General features: G+C 50.7%; 14 protein-coding genes. 3 read left to right on the forward strand and 11 right to left on the reverse strand.

Annotation, left to right across the window (positions count from 1 at the left end):
• The 5 genes from OH663_RS21265 to pncB form a co-directional block, all read right to left on the reverse strand.
• The coding region (locus tag OH663_RS21265) for a helix-turn-helix domain-containing protein (protein ID WP_023892047.1) at positions 1 to 163 on the reverse strand (163 nt) is incomplete at its 3' end.
• Positions 164 to 263: 100 nt separating this feature from the next.
• Positions 264 to 1454 carry an aspartate transaminase gene (gene aspC, locus OH663_RS21270; RefSeq protein ID WP_200013118.1) on the reverse strand — a complete coding sequence of 397 codons (1191 nt, stop codon included), beginning with the start codon at positions 1452 to 1454 and terminating at the stop codon, positions 264 to 266.
• Positions 1455 to 1637: 183 nt separating this feature from the next.
• Positions 1638 to 2711, reverse strand: coding sequence for a porin OmpF (gene ompF, locus OH663_RS21275; RefSeq protein WP_045441278.1), 1074 nt, complete (start codon positions 2709 to 2711; stop codon positions 1638 to 1640).
• A 588-nt stretch (positions 2712 to 3299) separates the two neighbouring features.
• The gene (gene asnS / locus OH663_RS21280; RefSeq protein ID WP_048221751.1) at positions 3300 to 4700 is read right to left on the reverse strand and encodes an asparagine--tRNA ligase; all 1401 of its coding nucleotides are present in this window, start codon (positions 4698 to 4700) and stop codon (positions 3300 to 3302) included.
• Between the two features lie 166 nt (positions 4701 to 4866).
• Entirely contained in the window at positions 4867 to 6069 is a 1203-nt protein-coding gene (gene pncB, locus OH663_RS21285; RefSeq protein WP_200013115.1) for a nicotinate phosphoribosyltransferase, read from the reverse strand.
• Positions 6070 to 6334: 265 nt separating this feature from the next.
• On the opposite strand from pncB, the gene pepN reads away from it, so the two are divergent.
• Positions 6335 to 8947 carry an aminopeptidase N gene (pepN, locus tag OH663_RS21290; protein WP_200013114.1) on the forward strand — a complete coding sequence of 871 codons (2613 nt, stop codon included), beginning with the start codon at positions 6335 to 6337 and terminating at the stop codon, positions 8945 to 8947.
• Between the two features lie 37 nt (positions 8948 to 8984).
• Here pepN and ssuB read toward each other — a convergent pair whose 3' ends face one another.
• Genes ssuB through ssuE form a run of 5 tightly spaced genes read right to left on the reverse strand, consistent with a single transcriptional unit; the run spans position 8985 to position 13236 of the window.
• On the reverse strand, positions 8985 to 9752 hold the full coding sequence (ssuB, locus tag OH663_RS21295) for an aliphatic sulfonates ABC transporter ATP-binding protein (RefSeq protein ID WP_045441335.1): 768 nt from the start codon (positions 9750 to 9752) through the stop codon (positions 8985 to 8987).
• A complete protein-coding gene (gene ssuC, locus OH663_RS21300) occupies positions 9749 to 10540 on the reverse strand; it encodes an aliphatic sulfonate ABC transporter permease SsuC (protein ID WP_200013113.1) in 792 nt (263 codons plus the stop codon). The genes ssuB and ssuC overlap by 4 nt, the downstream gene beginning before the upstream one ends.
• Before the next feature lie 11 nt (positions 10541 to 10551).
• Positions 10552 to 11697, reverse strand: coding sequence for an FMNH2-dependent alkanesulfonate monooxygenase (gene ssuD, locus OH663_RS21305; protein WP_200013111.1), 1146 nt, complete (start codon positions 11695 to 11697; stop codon positions 10552 to 10554).
• Positions 11694 to 12668, reverse strand: a complete 975-nt coding sequence (locus OH663_RS21310) for a sulfonate ABC transporter substrate-binding protein (protein WP_200013109.1) — start codon at positions 12666 to 12668, stop codon at positions 11694 to 11696. The genes ssuD and OH663_RS21310 overlap by 4 nt, the downstream gene beginning before the upstream one ends.
• On the reverse strand, positions 12661 to 13236 hold the full coding sequence (gene ssuE / locus OH663_RS21315) for an NADPH-dependent FMN reductase (protein ID WP_045441339.1): 576 nt from the start codon (positions 13234 to 13236) through the stop codon (positions 12661 to 12663). The genes OH663_RS21310 and ssuE overlap by 8 nt, the downstream gene beginning before the upstream one ends.
• A gap of 244 nt (positions 13237 to 13480) precedes the next feature.
• On the opposite strand from ssuE, the gene pyrD reads away from it, so the two are divergent.
• Positions 13481 to 14491 carry a quinone-dependent dihydroorotate dehydrogenase gene (gene pyrD / locus OH663_RS21320; RefSeq protein WP_200013108.1) on the forward strand — a complete coding sequence of 337 codons (1011 nt, stop codon included), beginning with the start codon at positions 13481 to 13483 and terminating at the stop codon, positions 14489 to 14491.
• A gap of 167 nt (positions 14492 to 14658) precedes the next feature.
• A complete protein-coding gene (gene zapC / locus OH663_RS21325; protein WP_045441341.1) occupies positions 14659 to 15201 on the forward strand; it encodes a cell division protein ZapC in 543 nt (180 codons plus the stop codon).
• Here zapC and OH663_RS21330 read toward each other — a convergent pair.
• Positions 15198 to 16307, reverse strand: a complete 1110-nt coding sequence (locus OH663_RS21330; RefSeq protein ID WP_045441342.1) for a YcbX family protein — start codon at positions 16305 to 16307, stop codon at positions 15198 to 15200. The genes zapC and OH663_RS21330 overlap by 4 nt on opposite strands.
• Between the last annotated feature and the right edge of the window lie 11 nt (positions 16308 to 16318).

The raw sequence follows: 16318 nt of genomic DNA on the forward strand, positions 1-16318 counted from the left end.
GGCCATACTTACGCAACCAGACAAGAACGGTGGAGCGCCCCTGAATACCATACCGCTGCTGGGCCTGTTTATAGGTCATCTCGCCTTTTTCAACCTGCTCAACAACAGCTATTTTAAAGGATAGAGGATAATCACGTTGGGTGCGTTTGAACTCAGTCATCATCACGTTCTCCGTATTTAAGTCAGGAACGTGTCAACGCTATTCAGGACGGGTCAGATAAATGAAAAAGGCCGCTATTGCGGCCTTTTTAGTGCTCAATAGCTTACAGCACAGCAACAATCGCTTCGCACAGTGGCGCCATGTTATCTGGCGTCATTCCTGCAACGTTTACACGTCCGGACGCTACGGCATAAACACCGAACTCTTCACGCAGACGCAGAACCTGCTCTTTTGTCAGGCCACTGAATGAGAACATGCCGTTCTGTTTAATGATAAAGCTGAAGTCGCGGTTTGCACCTTTCTCCTGCAGTGTATTAACAAACAGCAGACGCATGCGCTGAATGCGTTGACGCATATCGGTCAGTTCTTGCTCCCAGATAGCGCGCAGGGCATCATTGCTCAGGATGGTTGCCACAACCGACGCACCGTGTGCTGGTGGGTTGGAATAGTTGGCACGAATGACAGACTTCATCTGGCTGAATGCGCGATCGACGGTTTCGGCATCGGCAGCAACCAGCGTACAGGCGCCTACGCGCTCATTGTACAGACCAAAGTTTTTGGAATAGGAGCTGGCGACAATAAGCTCTTTATGTAACGCAGCGAATGCGCGCAGGCCTTCAGCATCTTCTTCCAGGCCACGGGCAAAGCCCTGATAAGCGAAGTCGAACAGCGGTAACCAGCCTTTTTCGACAGACAGTTGCGCCAGCGTCTGCCACTGTTCCAGTGTAGGATCAATACCGGTTGGGTTATGGCAGCAACCGTGGAATAACACCACGTCACCTGCCTGCGCTTCACTAAGGCTTGCCAGCAGCGCATCAAAGTCTAAAGAATGGTTTGCCGCATCGTAATAGTTGTATTCACGTACTTCCAGACCAGCAGAGTTAAATACACTCTTATGGTTTGGCCAGCTTGGATTACTCACCCATACGCGTTTGGTTGAGGTGTTTTTTGCCAGGAAATCAGCAGCCACACGCAATGCACCGGTACCGCCAGGGGTCTGTGCTGTACGTGCGAGTTTGTCGTTAATCAGAACGCTACCTTTACCAAACAGCAATTCCTGAGTGCAACGACCAAACTCTGGAATACCGTCAATGCCAAGGTAGTTTTTGGTGGTTTCATTTTCCAGTATATACTGCTCGGCTTTTTTAACGCTGGTCAGCACCGGCGTTTTGCCTGTCTCATCTTTATATACACCAATCCCAAGGTTGATTTTTCCTGGGCGGTCATCGGCACGAAACAAATCAGCCAGACCTAAAATAGGGTCGGCAGGAGCGGCGGTAATGTTCTCAAACATGACGAGGTTCCATTGTGATTACAGAAGGGAAGTCCGCTATCAGGTTAACGGTAGATTTACAAAATGCCAACCGTTACTGACAAAAAGCAGAGGGGTTTTTTGAAGACGCAAGAATCCGCTGGCACAGATAAAAAAACAGGACCGAAGTCCTGTTTTTTAGGCATTTAACAAAGAGGTCTGCTATTAGAACTGGTAAACGATACCAACTGCAACGGTGTCGTCAGAGCCTACGCCCAGTTTGTTGTCAGAATCGATCTGGTTGATGATGTAATCAACATAGGTGGACATGTTTTTGTTGAAGTAGTAAGTCGCACCCACTTCGAAGTAGTTCACCAGATCTACGTCACCGATGCCTTCGATATCCTTACCTTTAGATTTGGTATAGGCGATGGACGGGCGCAGACCGAAGTCGAACTGATACTGAGCAACTAACAGCACGTCTTCAGTTTTGTTAGCATAGCCATTAGAAATACGGGTAGCGTTGCGGGTTTCGCTGTAGTTCGCCGCCAGGTAGATGCTGTTAGCATCGTATTTCAAGCCGGTCGCCCATTGTTCAGCTTTATCGCCATGACCACGCAGAGTCGGGTTCTGTTGTGCATCAGTACGATCTGCTGCACCGTAAGCACCCACGATACCGAAACCATCGAATTCGTAGCTTACAGAACCGCCAACGCCGTCACCGTTAGAGCGACGAACGTCATCACGCTCGTTTTTGCCCAGGTACTGGACAGCGAAGCTCAGGCCTTCAACCAGACCGAAGAAGTTGGAGTTACGGTAAGTTGCGAGACCACCGTTACGCTGGGAGAAGAACTGGTCAGAAGCGGCAGTATCACCACCGAATTCTGGCAGCATATCGGTGTAACCCAGTGCATCGTAAACGACGCCATAGTTACGACCGTAGTCGAAGGAACCAGCATCACCGAATTTCAGACCAGCGAATGCCAGACGGGTTTTGTTACCGTCCTGAGCATTTGAGCCTTCAGCGTTGTTACCAGCAAAGTTGTATTCCCACTGACCGTAACCGGTCAGATCGGAATTGATCTGAGTTTCCCCTTTGAAACCAAGACGGGCATATGTCTGGTCGCCGTTAGCGGCGTAAGCATTGTCACCGTTGTGCTTGGAAAAATAGTGCAGACCTACTGCTTTACCATACAGGTCTACTTTGTTGCCATCTTTGTTGTAGATTTCTGCAGCGTTAGCTGCCCCGGCTACCAGCAGAGCAGGGATAACCACTGCCAGAATATTGCGCTTCATCATTATTTATTACCCTCATCGGTTTTTATATGACACCTGCCACTGCCGCCAATAAATTCCGTCAATAAAAATTTACGGAACTATTGATGAGAGTTTGGTGTCTTTATGTGTCTGACAGGCATCTTTCCATTCAAACTACCGTTCCGCTACCGTCAAAGTGCTACAAATATAAAGATTTAGTTTCAAAAAGAAAAAATGTGTAACTAAATGTTATTTTTGTGCAACTTTGTGAACGACTTCAAATTTCGGCTGTCTCTGTGCTTAAAATTGCTCCGTTTATTTCTATTTATATGATTTCCTTATACTTAATTTTGCTAATGGCATTTTCCCTGTGTCATATGAGAAAGATCCATTTTTACACTTGACTATTTATAGACGTCCAGAATGCCATGTAGTTGGTTAAAAAATGTGCTATATAATCAGAAAATGCTAATCCACAATAAAATCAGTGATTATTTTTTGTGCAAATATGTTGCAAGGAAATATTAAGTAACAGGATGGGAGAGTTTTGGGATTGTGTTTAAGGAGTAATGCGAGTCTGAATATAAAAAAGGCCAGCATTGCTGGCCTTATAGGTTTAAAAATTCTGGATTAGAAGCTGGCGTTACGCGGAGTACGCGGGAACGGGATAACATCACGGACGTTTTGTACGCCAGTGACATAAGCGATTAGACGCTCAAAGCCCAGACCGAAACCGGAATGCGGAACGGTGCCATAACGACGCAGATCGCGATACCACCAGTAATCTTCTTTGTTCAGTCCCATCTCCAGCATACGGGCATCAAGCACGTCCAGACGCTCTTCACGCTGAGAACCACCGATGATTTCACCGATTCCTGGTGCCAGTACGTCCATCGCAGCAACGGTTTTACCGTCTTCGTTAAGGCGCATGTAAAACGCTTTAATGTCTTTCGGGTAGTTTTTAACGACCACCGGTGCTTTAAAGTGCTCTTCGGCGAGGTAACGTTCATGCTCGGAAGATAAGTCCACCCCCCAGTAAACCGGGTTCTCGAACTTTTTGCCGCATTTTTCGAGGATGCTCACCGCATCGGTGTAATCAACCTGCGCAAAATCTGCCTCAATGAAACGCTCCAGACGTGAAACCGCGTCTTTGTCGACACGTTCTGCGAAGAATTTCATATCATCTGCACGTTCTTCCAGTACGGCCTTGAACGCGTACTTCAGCATGGCTTCAGCCAGTCCTGCTACATCGTTCAGATCGGCGAAAGCCACTTCCGGCTCCAGCATCCAGAACTCTGCCAGGTGGCGGCTGGTGTTGGAGTTTTCTGCACGGAAAGTTGGTCCAAATGTATAAATTTTGGACAGGGCGCAGGCGTAGGTTTCGCCGTTCAACTGACCGGAAACAGTCAGGAAAGCTTCTTTACCAAAGAAATCTTTGTCGAAATCGACTTTGCCCTGATCGTTACGCGGCAGGTTTTCCAGATCCAGCGTAGACACGCGGAACATTTCACCAGCACCTTCGGTATCGGAGGCAGTGATCAGCGGCGTGGAGACCCAAAAGAAACCCTGCTCATGGAAAAAGCGATGCAGCGCTTGCGCCAGCGTATGACGTACACGCGCGACAGCACCAATCATGTTGGTACGAGGACGCATGTGAGCCACTTCACGCAGATACTCAATGCTGTGACGCTTTGCTGCCATTGGATAGGTATCAGGATCTTCAACCCAGCCAGCTACTTCAACCTCAGTGGCCTGAATTTCAAAGCTCTGTCCCTGTCCCGGTGACGCAACGACTTTACCCGTTACGATAACTGAACAACCCGTCGTCAGGCGTAATACGTCCTGATTGTAATTGGGCAGAGAATTATTGATGACGGCCTGTACAGGATCAAAGCAGGAACCGTCATAAACGGCGAGGAAGGAGATGCCAGCTTTTGAATCTCGGCGGGTACGTACCCATCCGCGCACGGTGACTTCGCTGTCAACGGCTACGCGGCCCTGGAGTACGTCGGCTACAGGCACAACGCTCATAATATTCTCTCTGTTAATAGTCGGATATATAAACACATGTCCACCCGTAATGGGGGGGATACCTATGTTACCTGGCATCTGCAATCAGACAAGCAGAATTCGTAGCTGGAGTGAAAGATTTCAGAAATAAACGTTAAAAGGGAGTCGAAACGACTCCCTGAAGGGATTAACTGGCTTTTTTGATATGTGGAAGGTCAAAGGCTTTGCGCAATGCGCGGACAAATGCTTTATCGTGGCAGATTGTTTTACCCGGACTGTCAGATAACTTTGCCACCGGCTTACCGTTGCATTCAACCAGCTTGATTACAATATTCAGCGGCTTAACCTGGGGGATGTTGCAGGTTAAGCGCGTCCCGATGCCAAAACTCAATTGTACGCGAGAAGAGAAGTGACGATAGAGTTCAATCGCTTTCTTCAAGTCGAGATTATCTGAGAACACCAGCGTTTTGCTGAGCGGATCAATCCCCAGTTTCTCGTAATGCGCGATGGCTTTTTCACCCCATTCCACCGGATCGCCTGAGTCATGGCGTAAGCCCTGATAGCGGGTAGCAAACTCAACGCCAAAGTCGCGTAAAAACGCGTCCATGGTAATGCAGTCGGTCAGAGCGATGCCGAGTTGGTCGGGGTATTCATTAAGCCATGCAGCAAGCGCAACGCGCTGGCTGGTAGCCAGTTCGGGACTGATTTGCTGATGCGCCTGGAACCATTCATGCGCCTGGGTTCCCATCGGCGTTAATGACAGACGACGGGCAAGATCGTAGTTACTGGTGCCAACAAACCACGGTTCCTGCTGGAGACGTTCAACAATTGCCTGCTGTACTTCACGAGAAAAACGACGACGCGTGCCGAAATCCATCAGATGGAAGCGGGACATATCGATATCTTTCGTTAAAGCAGAGAATTCGACTAGTTTGCCTTCCAGCTCATCCAGTGCCTGCGGTACGCCAGATTCTGGCGAACGGTAACGGTGCACCAGTTCGCTGATGACCGCGAGCAGAGGGACTTCCCACATGATCACTTCACGCCACGGGCCGGTTAAGCGGATATTCAACTTACCATTATCGTTGGTGACGCAGACTTGTTCCGGGTTGTAGCGGAAATCGCGTAACCAGGTAAGGTAGTCAGCTTTAAAGAAGGGCAGGCCGGAGAGCCACTGGTACTCGTCCTCCTGAAGTCGCAGGTGCTGCATAGCATTCACCTGCTCTCGAATAGTATCGGCATAAATACCGAGCAGGTCATCGCCACGGCAACGAAATTCAGCCGCTACTTGTACATCATAGTAGTGGTGAAAAACGGCTTGCTGCATATGCAACTTATAAGCGTCTGTATCCAGCAGCGAGTGCAGAACAGGAGAAGCGAATTGTGTCATAGGTGCGCAGTAGCATCCTCTCACGGGAGCGTTTAGTACAATAAACAACTAAGAAAACCGCTGGAGTATACCCTGTTTAGCGATTTATTGAACCCCGATCACACCATAAGCGCTCTTTCTGGTCGAGGGCATTTTGTGCCTCGTGTTATTAAAATGTAGCAAAAAGGGTGTTTGTGCCTGAAAAGATGAACATTCTGCGTAGCGCGATTTACGCAACAGGAATAGACTGAAGCCGAGACTCTACAAAAGATGCTAAAGGTTTTTTATGACACAACAGCCACAAGCCAAATACCGTCACGACTATCGTGCACCGGATTACCAGATTACTGATATTGACTTGACCTTTGACCTGGATGCTGAAAAAACCGTGGTCACAGCACTGAGCCAGGCTGTCCGCCATGGTGCGTCTGATGCTCCTCTTCGCCTGAATGGCGAAGACTTGACCCTGGTGTCAATCCACGTGAACGATGTGCCGTGGACAGAGTATAAAGAAGAAGAGGGTGCTCTGGTCATTAGTCACCTGCCGGAACGTTTTACCCTGTGTATCGTAAATGAGATCAGCCCGGCGAAAAATACCGCGCTGGAAGGGCTGTATCAGTCCGGCGATGCACTTTGTACACAGTGTGAAGCGGAAGGTTTCCGTCACATTACCTGGTATCTTGACCGTCCGGACGTGCTGGCGCGGTTTACCACTAAGATCATCGCTGATAAAACCAAATATCCTTTCCTGCTTTCTAACGGAAACCGTATTGCTCAGGGTGAGCTGGATAACGGTCGTCACTGGGTCCAGTGGCAGGATCCGTTCCCGAAACCGTGTTATCTGTTCGCGCTGGTAGCCGGTGATTTTGACGTGCTGAGCGACACCTTTACGACCCGTTCCGGGCGTGACGTGGCGCTGGAATTGTACGTCGATCGCGGCAATCTGGACCGCGCACCGTGGGCAATGACCTCCCTGAAAAACTCCATGAAATGGGATGAGGAGCGTTTTGGCCTGGAGTATGACCTCGACATCTACATGATTGTCGCAGTGGACTTCTTCAATATGGGCGCGATGGAGAATAAAGGTCTGAACATCTTTAACTCCAAATATGTTCTGGCGCGTACTGATACCGCCACCGACAAAGACTACCTCGATATTGAGCGCGTCATTGGCCATGAATATTTCCACAACTGGACTGGCAATCGCGTGACCTGCCGCGACTGGTTCCAGTTAAGCCTGAAAGAAGGTTTAACCGTGTTCCGCGATCAGGAGTTCAGCTCCGATCTGGGTTCCCGTGCGGTCAATCGCATCAGCAACGTGCGTACCATGCGTGGTTTGCAGTTTGCCGAAGATGCCAGCCCGATGGCGCATCCTATCCGCCCGGACATGGTCATCGAAATGAACAACTTCTATACCCTGACGGTGTACGAAAAGGGTGCAGAAGTGATTCGCATGATCCACACCTTGCTGGGTGAGGCTAATTTCCAGAAAGGGATGCAGCTCTATTTCGAACGCCATGACGGTAGCGCCGCGACCTGTGACGATTTTGTTCAGGCGATGGAAGATGCTTCAAATGTCGATCTCTCACATTTCCGCCGCTGGTACAGCCAGTCCGGAACGCCCATTGTGACAGTGCGTGATGACTATAACCCAACAACAGAGCAGTACACGCTGACTATCAGTCAACGTACGCCAGCTACGCCGGATCAGGCGGAAAAGCAGCCATTGCACATTCCTTTTGCCATTGAGTTGTACGACAACGAAGGTAAAGTGATCCCATTGCAAAAAGGCGGGCACCCGGTGAATTCGGTGCTCAACGTCACGCAGGCTGAGCAAACATTCGTCTTTGATAATGTCTACTTCCAGCCAGTTCCGGCACTGCTGTGCGAATTCTCCGCACCGGTGAAGCTGGAATATAAATGGAGCGATCAGCAGTTGACGTTCCTGATGCGTCACGCACGCAACGATTTCTCTCGTTGGGACGCAGCGCAAAGCCTGCTGGCGACGTACATTAAGCTGAACGTTGCCCGTCATCAGCAGGGACAACCATTGTCGCTGCCGGTACATGTTGCCGACGCATTCCGCGCGATTCTGCTGGATGAGAAAATCGATCCGGCTCTGGCGGCAGAGATCCTGACGCTACCTTCGGTGAATGAAATTGCTGAGCTGTTTGAGATTATCGATCCAGTGGCGATTACGGAAGTACGTGAGGCGCTAACCCGTACGCTGGCAACCGAACTGGCAGATGAATTCCTGGCAATTTATAACGCCAATCATCTTGATGAATACCGTGTTGAACATGCCGATATTGGTAAGCGCACTCTGCGCAATGCCTGCCTGCGCTTCCTGGCTTTTGGTGAAACCCATCTGGCGGATACCCTGGTTAGTAAGCAGTACCGCGAAGCCAATAATATGACTGATTCGCTGGCGGCTCTGTCTGCAGCAGTAGCAGCGCAGTTGCCGTGCCGTGATGCATTGATGCAGGAGTATGACGACAAGTGGCATCATGACGGCCTGGTAATGGATAAATGGTTTATCCTGCAATCCACCAGCCCGGCGGACAATGTGCTGGGAACGGTACGTGGCCTGTTGCAGCATCGCTCCTTTAGCATGAGCAACCCAAACCGTATCCGTTCTTTGATTGGCGCTTTCGCGGGCAGCAACCCGGCGGCATTCCATGCAGAAGATGGCAGCGGTTATCAGTTCCTGGTCGACATGCTGACCGAGCTGAACAGCCGAAATCCACAGGTTGCCTCTCGTCTGATTGAACCGCTGATTCGTTTAAAACGTTATGATGCAAAACGACAGGCGAAGATGCGTGCAGCGCTGGAGCAATTGAAAGGACTGGAGAATCTCTCTGGCGACCTGTTCGAGAAGATCACCAAAGCGTTAGCCTGATAATTTTGCCGGATGGTTGTATCACCATCCGGCATTATCAGCCGTGTCGACGAACCGGCTGCTCCGTATATCCGCGTTGCATGACCCGATTCAATACCTCCGCTTCAAGCTCGGCTAATCGTACCGACCCCAGCCGACGCGGACGCGGAATATCTACAGTCAGATCCAGTCCGATTTTCCCGTCTTCAATCAGCAACACGCGATCGGCCATTGCTACAGCCTCGCTGACATCATGCGTCACCAACAAAACGGTAAATCCGTGTTCCTGCCACAACGAAACAATCAGATCCTGCATTTCGAGGCGGGTTAATGCATCCAGCGCACCGAGCGGTTCGTCGAGCAGCAGTAGGCCGGGCCGGTGTATCAATGCACGCGCCAGTGCGACGCGCTGTTTTTGTCCACCAGAAAGAGCAGCAGGCCACTCTGTCGCCCTGTTTTCCAGCCCTACTGCGGTTAGTGCCTTGCAGGCAGCATCTCGCCAGTTACCTTTGAGGCCCAGACCCACGTTATCGATCACGGATTTCCACGGCAGCAGGCGGGCATCCTGAAACATCATTCGAGTGTCATCCTGAATATCAGCCAGTGGAGTGATTCCGGCAAGTAACTCACCTGCGGTGGGCGATTCCAGCCCAGCAAGCAGCCGCAATAAAGTACTTTTTCCACCGCCGCTGCGACCGACTACCGCAACAAATTGCCCTGCGGGAATATGCAAATCTAACTGATTCAGTACCGTATTCCCGGCGTAGCGTTTCGTCACGGCGCTTAGCAAAAGCGGCGTTCCCTGATTTAAACGAGCAGTATTCATACTGTAGCCTCCTTCACGTGGTAAGCCGGGTTCCAGCGTAGCCAGATACGCTCCAGCAATTGCGCGCTGACGTCGGCAAGTTTGCCAAGCAGGGCGTAAAGAATGATCGCCACCACCACCACATCCGTTTGCAAAAATTCGCGGGCGTTCATCGCCAGATAGCCAATTCCGGCATTAGCGGAAATTGTTTCTGCCACGATCAGCGTTAGCCACATCAGCCCGAGGGAAAAACGCACACCGACCATAATTGAGGGCAGGGCACCGGGTAAGATGACATGAATAAAAAGTGAAACGCCGGATAAACCATAGCTGCGAGCCATCTCCACCAGCCCGCGATCGATATTGCGGATCCCGTGCCAGGTGTTAATGTAAATCGGGAACAGGGTACCCAACGCGACGAGAAAGATCTTGGCGGATTCATCTATACCGAACCACAAAATCACCAGTGGGATCAGCGCCAGGTGTGGCACATTACGCAGCATCTGTACGGAGGTATCCAGCAGGCGTTCGCCCCAGCGGGATAAACCACTTATCAGCCCCAGCGTCAGTCCAATGGATCCACCGATTGAAAACCCGATCAGCGCCCGCCAGGAGCTGATCGCCAGATGCTGCCAAAGTTCACCGCTGGATGAGAGCGTCCAGAAGGCCTCTATAACACCCTCTGGAGAGGGCAGAATACGGGTGGACAGCCAGCCCATTGAGGATGCCAATTGCCAGAGCGTCACCAGACTTACTGGTAAAAACCAGGGGGCAAGACGCAGCAGCCATGTATTTTTCGGCGTTGCCATCAGCATACTCCTTAGCTTTGCGCGGCTTTACGCGGGATAAATTCATTAGCTACCGCTTCGCCTTGTTGATGCAGGTGCTGGGGTTGCGGTATTTCCGGGATCGCAACATCCAGATGCGGAAACAGCAGTTCACCGACTCTCCAGGCTTCCTCCAGGTGCGGATACCCGGATAAGACAAAACTGTCGATACCCAGTGCGGCATACTCGTTAATACGTGCTGCAACCGTGGGACCGTCACCAACCAGCGCCGTGCCTGCGCCTCCACGCACCAGACCTACGCCAGCCCACAGATTTGGGCTAATTTCCAGTTTGTCGCGCTTACCGTTGTGCAATGCCGCCATTCGATGCTGGCCGACAGAGTCCGTTCTCAAGAACGCAGCCTGAGCTTTTGCAATAGTGTCATCATCAAGATGGGCTATCAGACGATCTGCCGCCTGCCACGCCTCTTCAGTGGTTTCACGTACAATCACATGCAGGCGAATACCGAAACGGATCTTGCGTCCCTGTGCCGCTGCTTTTTCCCGGACCTGTTCAATTTTCTCCTTCACCAGTTCAGGTGGTTCACCCCATGTCAGGTAGAGATCGACCTGTTCAGCGGCAAGATCCTGTGCCACATCGGAAGAACCGCCAAAGTAAAGTGGAGGATGAGGTTGTTGTATCGGTGGAAAAAAGAGCTTCGCCCCGCGAACGTGAATATGTTTGCCGTTGAAATCCACGGTTTCGCCCTGCAACAGACGTCGCCATACCCGAGTGAACTCAGCAGAGGCTTCATAACGCTCAGTGTGATCGAGAAAAACACCATCACCCGCCAGCTCTTGCGGATCACTACCTGTAACCAGGTTAAACAGCGCCCGACCATTAGACAGTCGGTCAAGCGTTGCGGCCTGGCGAGCGGCAACCGTTGGCGACGTCACGCTTGGACGCAGAGCGACCAGAAATTTTAACCGCTGCGTAACCGGGATCATTGAGGCGGCGACCAACCAGGCATCTTCGCATGAGCGACCAGTTGGGATCAGTACGCCGGTAAAACCCAGACGATCGGCAGTATGCGCGATTTGTTGCAGATAACTGTGATCGACCGGACGTGAACCTTCTTCTGTCCCCAGATAGTGCCCATCACCGTGTGTAGGTAAAAACCAAAACATATTCAGACTCATAATTTTGCTCCTGCCTGCTGAGTGGGTTGCCAGATGCGTTGGCGAATATCGATTTTTTTCGGTACCAGACGGTTGTCATAAAACAGATCGGCGGTTTGCTGCTGTAATGCGGCGACTGTGTTACTGACGGGCGTAATGGTGGTTGGTGGGCGATGATCCAGCCAGGAGGCAATAACCGGTTCTGGCAGCCCAATGGTTTTAGCCAGCAGCGTGATGCTCTGCTGACGTTGGCTGAGCGTTAAGGCATCGGCCTGGCTAAAGGTGTCGAGGACGCCGAGGATAAAAGCGCCATTTTTCTCGGCATAAGGACATGCGGCGAGATAAAAAGAACCGGTCTGCTTGAGGTCGGTACCGTCTTTCAGCACGCGAACGTCACCTTGCAGCAAGGCTGCGGAGTAGTACGGATCCCAGATAGCCCAGGCATCAACGTTTCCCTGTTCGAAGGCGGCACGGGCGTCAGCGGGCGTCAGATAAGTAGCTTGAATGTCGGTAAATTTCAGCCCGGCCTGTTGCAGGGCACGGAGCAGTAGATTGTGTGAACTTGAGCCTTTCTGGAAGGCGACTTTGTGTCCTTTCAGTTCTGCAACGGTTTGAATTGGGCTATTTTTCGGCACCAGAATGACTTCGGCTTTCGGCTTGGCGGGTTCGACGCCCACGTAGACCAGGTCGGCTCCGGCAGCCTGGGCAAAGATCGGCGGGATATCACCGGTGCTGCCCAGATCGATGCTGCCGATATTCAATGCTTCCAGCATTTGCGGGCCGGCTGGAAATTCTACCCAGGAGATTTTCGTCTGCGGATAGCGTTTTTCCAGTAGCTGATGGTTTTTTGCCAGCACCATGCTGATGCTACTTTTCTGATAGCCGATACGCAGTACGTCTGGCGCCGCGTCTGCGGCGTGAGCCAGTGTTGACAGAGAAAGCAGTCCGCTCAGCGCCAGCCACGAAGTGTGACGCTTTAGTAAATTAAACATGGGCCGCACCTCGCAGAGCGTTCAATGGTGGAAGCTGCACATCGCGGCGATGCAACGCCAGCCAGAAAGTGTCGAGTGCGCTGTCCAGGCGCAATTGCAGGTTTGGCGTAAACTGCGGCTTATGTTGATAATCGATGATCTGCGAATCGTCGGCAAAAACGCCGTGCAGGATCTCCTGGGCTTTGAGTGCGCTCAGCACCGGTTTCAGCGCGTAATCGACAGCCAACAGATGTGCAACTGTGCCGCCGGTCGCCAATGGCAGAACAACTTTTCCTTCCAGCGCGCGTTCAGGAAGCAGGTCGAGCAACGTTTTCAGAGCGCCAGAGTAAGCGGCTTTATATACAGGAGTGGCAACAATCAGTCCGTCAGCATCTTTTAACTGTTCGATAAACGCCTTCAGGGCTGGGCTGTCAAAGCGTGCATAGATCAGATCTTCTGGCTCAAAATTGTGAAGGTTCCAGTGGTAAACGTCGACATCCTGCCCGTTCAGTTTTTCTCGTGCATATTCCAGTAAGGCACTGGAGCGAGAGGGAAAGCGTGGGCTTCCCGCTAGGGTGATAACGCGCATAATTTATAAACTCTCCTTATAACTAATTGTTCGCTTTTATTTAACATTGATAACAATTTGTGCAGTCTGGCAGAGAGATTTTGTTTATCGAAATGATTTATACGGAATAGAAAAGCTGAAAAATGCATAAAACGAACCTCGGGAGGGAAACGTTTGCTATTTATTGCCACAGGTCAATTCCCTTTTTGCTCGCGATCGCACATAATACGCCCCCGGTTTGCACACCGGGAATCCAGGAGAGTTCATGTACTACCCCTTCGTTCGTAAAGCCCTTTTTCAGCTCGATCCTGAGCGCGCTCATGAATTTACATTCCAGCAATTACGTCGCATTACGGGCACGCCGTTTGAAGCGCTTGTCCGTCAGAAAGTACCCGCAAAGCCGGTTACCTGTATGGGGCTGACGTTTAAAAATCCGCTTGGCCTGGCAGCCGGGTTGGATAAGGACGGGGAGTGCATTGATGCACTTGGCGCAATGGGATTCGGCTCGATTGAGATAGGCACCGTGACGCCACGACCTCAACCGGGTAACGATAAGCCGCGCCTTTTCCGTCTGGTGGATGCAGAAGGTCTGATCAACCGTATGGGGTTTAATAATCTGGGTGTTGATAACCTGGTGGAGAACGTTAAGAAATCGCATTTTGACGGCATTCTGGGGATTAATATTGGTAAGAATAAAGATACCCCGGTAGAGAATGGCAAAGATGACTATCTGATTTGTATGGAAAAAGTCTATGCTTATGCTGGTTATATTGCGGTGAATATTTCCTCGCCAAATACCCCAGGATTACGCACGCTGCAATACGGCGAAGCGCTGGATGATTTGCTGACGGCAATTAAAAATAAACAAAACGATCTGCAAGCGATCCATCATAAATATGTTCCAGTGGCGGTAAAGATCGCGCCGGATCTTTCTGAGGAAGAACTGATCCAGGTGGCTGATAGTTTAGTTCGCCATAATATCGATGGCGTTATTGCCACTAACACAACACTCGATCGTTCTCTGGTTCAGGGAATGAAAAATTGCGATCAAATGGGTGGGTTGAGTGGTCGACCGCTGCAATTAAAAAGTACGGAAATTATTCGCATGTTGTCTCGTGAATTAAAAGGGCAACTGCCAATTATCGGTGTGGGCGGTATCGACTCCGTTATTGCTGCGCGTGAGAAAATAGCAGCGGGTGCTTCGCTGGTTCAGATTTATTCCGGCTTTATTTTTAAAGGTCCGCCGTTGATTAAAGAAATCGTCACCAATATCTGAACTTTGCCTTAATCAGACAACCAGGGCTTTATTTCTAGTCCTGGTTGTTTTATATTCCTTTACTGTTGCTTATTTAAACATTTTAGGCTTTTATTATTAGGGCAATTAACGAAGCGGAAAAAAGGATACTACCGCGACGGCGATGATTAAGGAAAGGAGAGAAACTGATGCGAATTAAACCTGACGATAACTGGCGCTGGTATTATGATGAAGAGCACGATCGTATGATGCTCGATTTAGCCAATGGCATGTTATTTCGCTCGCGTTTTGCTCGCAAAATGCTCACCCCTGATGCATTTTCTCCGTCCGGTTTTTGTGTTGATGATGCCGCACTTTATTTTTCTTTTGAAGAAAAATGCCGTTACCTGGATTTAGCCAAAGAACAAAAAGCTGAACTGGTGCTTAATGCGCTGGTGGCTATTCGTTATCTCAAACCGCAGATGCCAAAAAGCTGGCACTTTGTAGCGCATACCCTTAACTGGTCTCCGACCGTGGGAGATGCTGCCTGTGTCTGGTTAAGTGATACCGAAGAACAGGTGAATTTGTTAGTGGTTGAACCTGGTGAAAATGCCGCGCTTTGTCTGCTCGCACAGCCTGGAGTCGTTATTGCCGGACGCACGATGCAACTCGGTGACGCCATCAAAATTATGAACGACAGACTGAAACCGCAGATCCCTGCCGACAGTTTCAGCCTGGAGCAGGCGGTTTAACTCTCCAGCCTGATTGCCGTTTTCGGCACACAACTGCAGCAAAGAATCGTCCCGTCATCACCAATTGCTGTTTTTTTCAGCGGGCTGACTTCACCTTCTACCAGTCGAATTCGACAGCATCCGCAAATCCCCGCCCGACATGAATAGGGTACACGGATCCCTTGGTTTTCCAGTTGCTCAAGTAATACCTGCTGATTGTTTCCGCGAAAGGTTTGTCCCTGCCAGTCAATAAGTAGTGTTGCATCAGGAGACTGTTTTTCCGGTACGGTATCGTCAGATTCTGCCGCGCCATAGACTTTAGCTGGGGCGGTTGCCAGGATTTCGACTTCATCGCCAACACGGATCACGCCGCTGTTACGGGCAATGAGGTTTTGACCGAAATCGACGTCGCCGTTATCTGGCGCAGTACGGAAAGTTTGCAGTGTAGCCAGCGGTTCACCAGACGGGTGCTTCTGACCTTTTTCTGGGCTGACGGTGGTAAAAATACAACGGCTGCAGGGTTTGACGACGTCAAAGATAACGTCGCCAATGCGTATAACCTTCCAGGTATCTTCTTCCCATGCCGCGGCTCCCGAGACTACGAGATTGGGGCGAAACTGCTCCATCTTGACGCTTGCCGGGCAGCGCTGTTGTACGTCACGCAGTGATGCTTCATTAGTCAGGAGATAAGGAAAACCATCGGCGAAAGATAAAGGCACGCCAGCGTGGCGTTTTACCCGACGCGTCAGATGCGGACCAACCCAACGCAATTGTACTTCGCGGGAGAAAAAGCCGCTGAGCCACTGGTTGATCGCCGCCGGTGCGATACGCGCGGTAAAATGGTTTCCCCAGACTTCCGTTGGTGCATCCTGCGTGGCGAAGTCGGCAAAACGAACCAGTGCGCTACTGCCGTCTGGAGCTGTGAGATGCAGCCCGTCATGCAAAGGTGAGGGGGTGAAGCGTACCATCTGTGGGAACTGTCGGGCGGTGATGAACGTTCCGTCAGGTTCGGTAATCATAAATATGCGATCAAAGGCTAGACCGCTAACGTCTGCCAGGGCGTGTGTAAGCCCAATGCCGCGCATTGATTTAACCGGATGAATAAAAAGTCGGGTTAACGTTACCACTGTAAAGTCCC

This window comes from Citrobacter sp. Marseille-Q5395 (genome assembly GCF_947057495.1).
Classification (GTDB): domain Bacteria; phylum Pseudomonadota; class Gammaproteobacteria; order Enterobacterales; family Enterobacteriaceae; genus Citrobacter; species Citrobacter murliniae.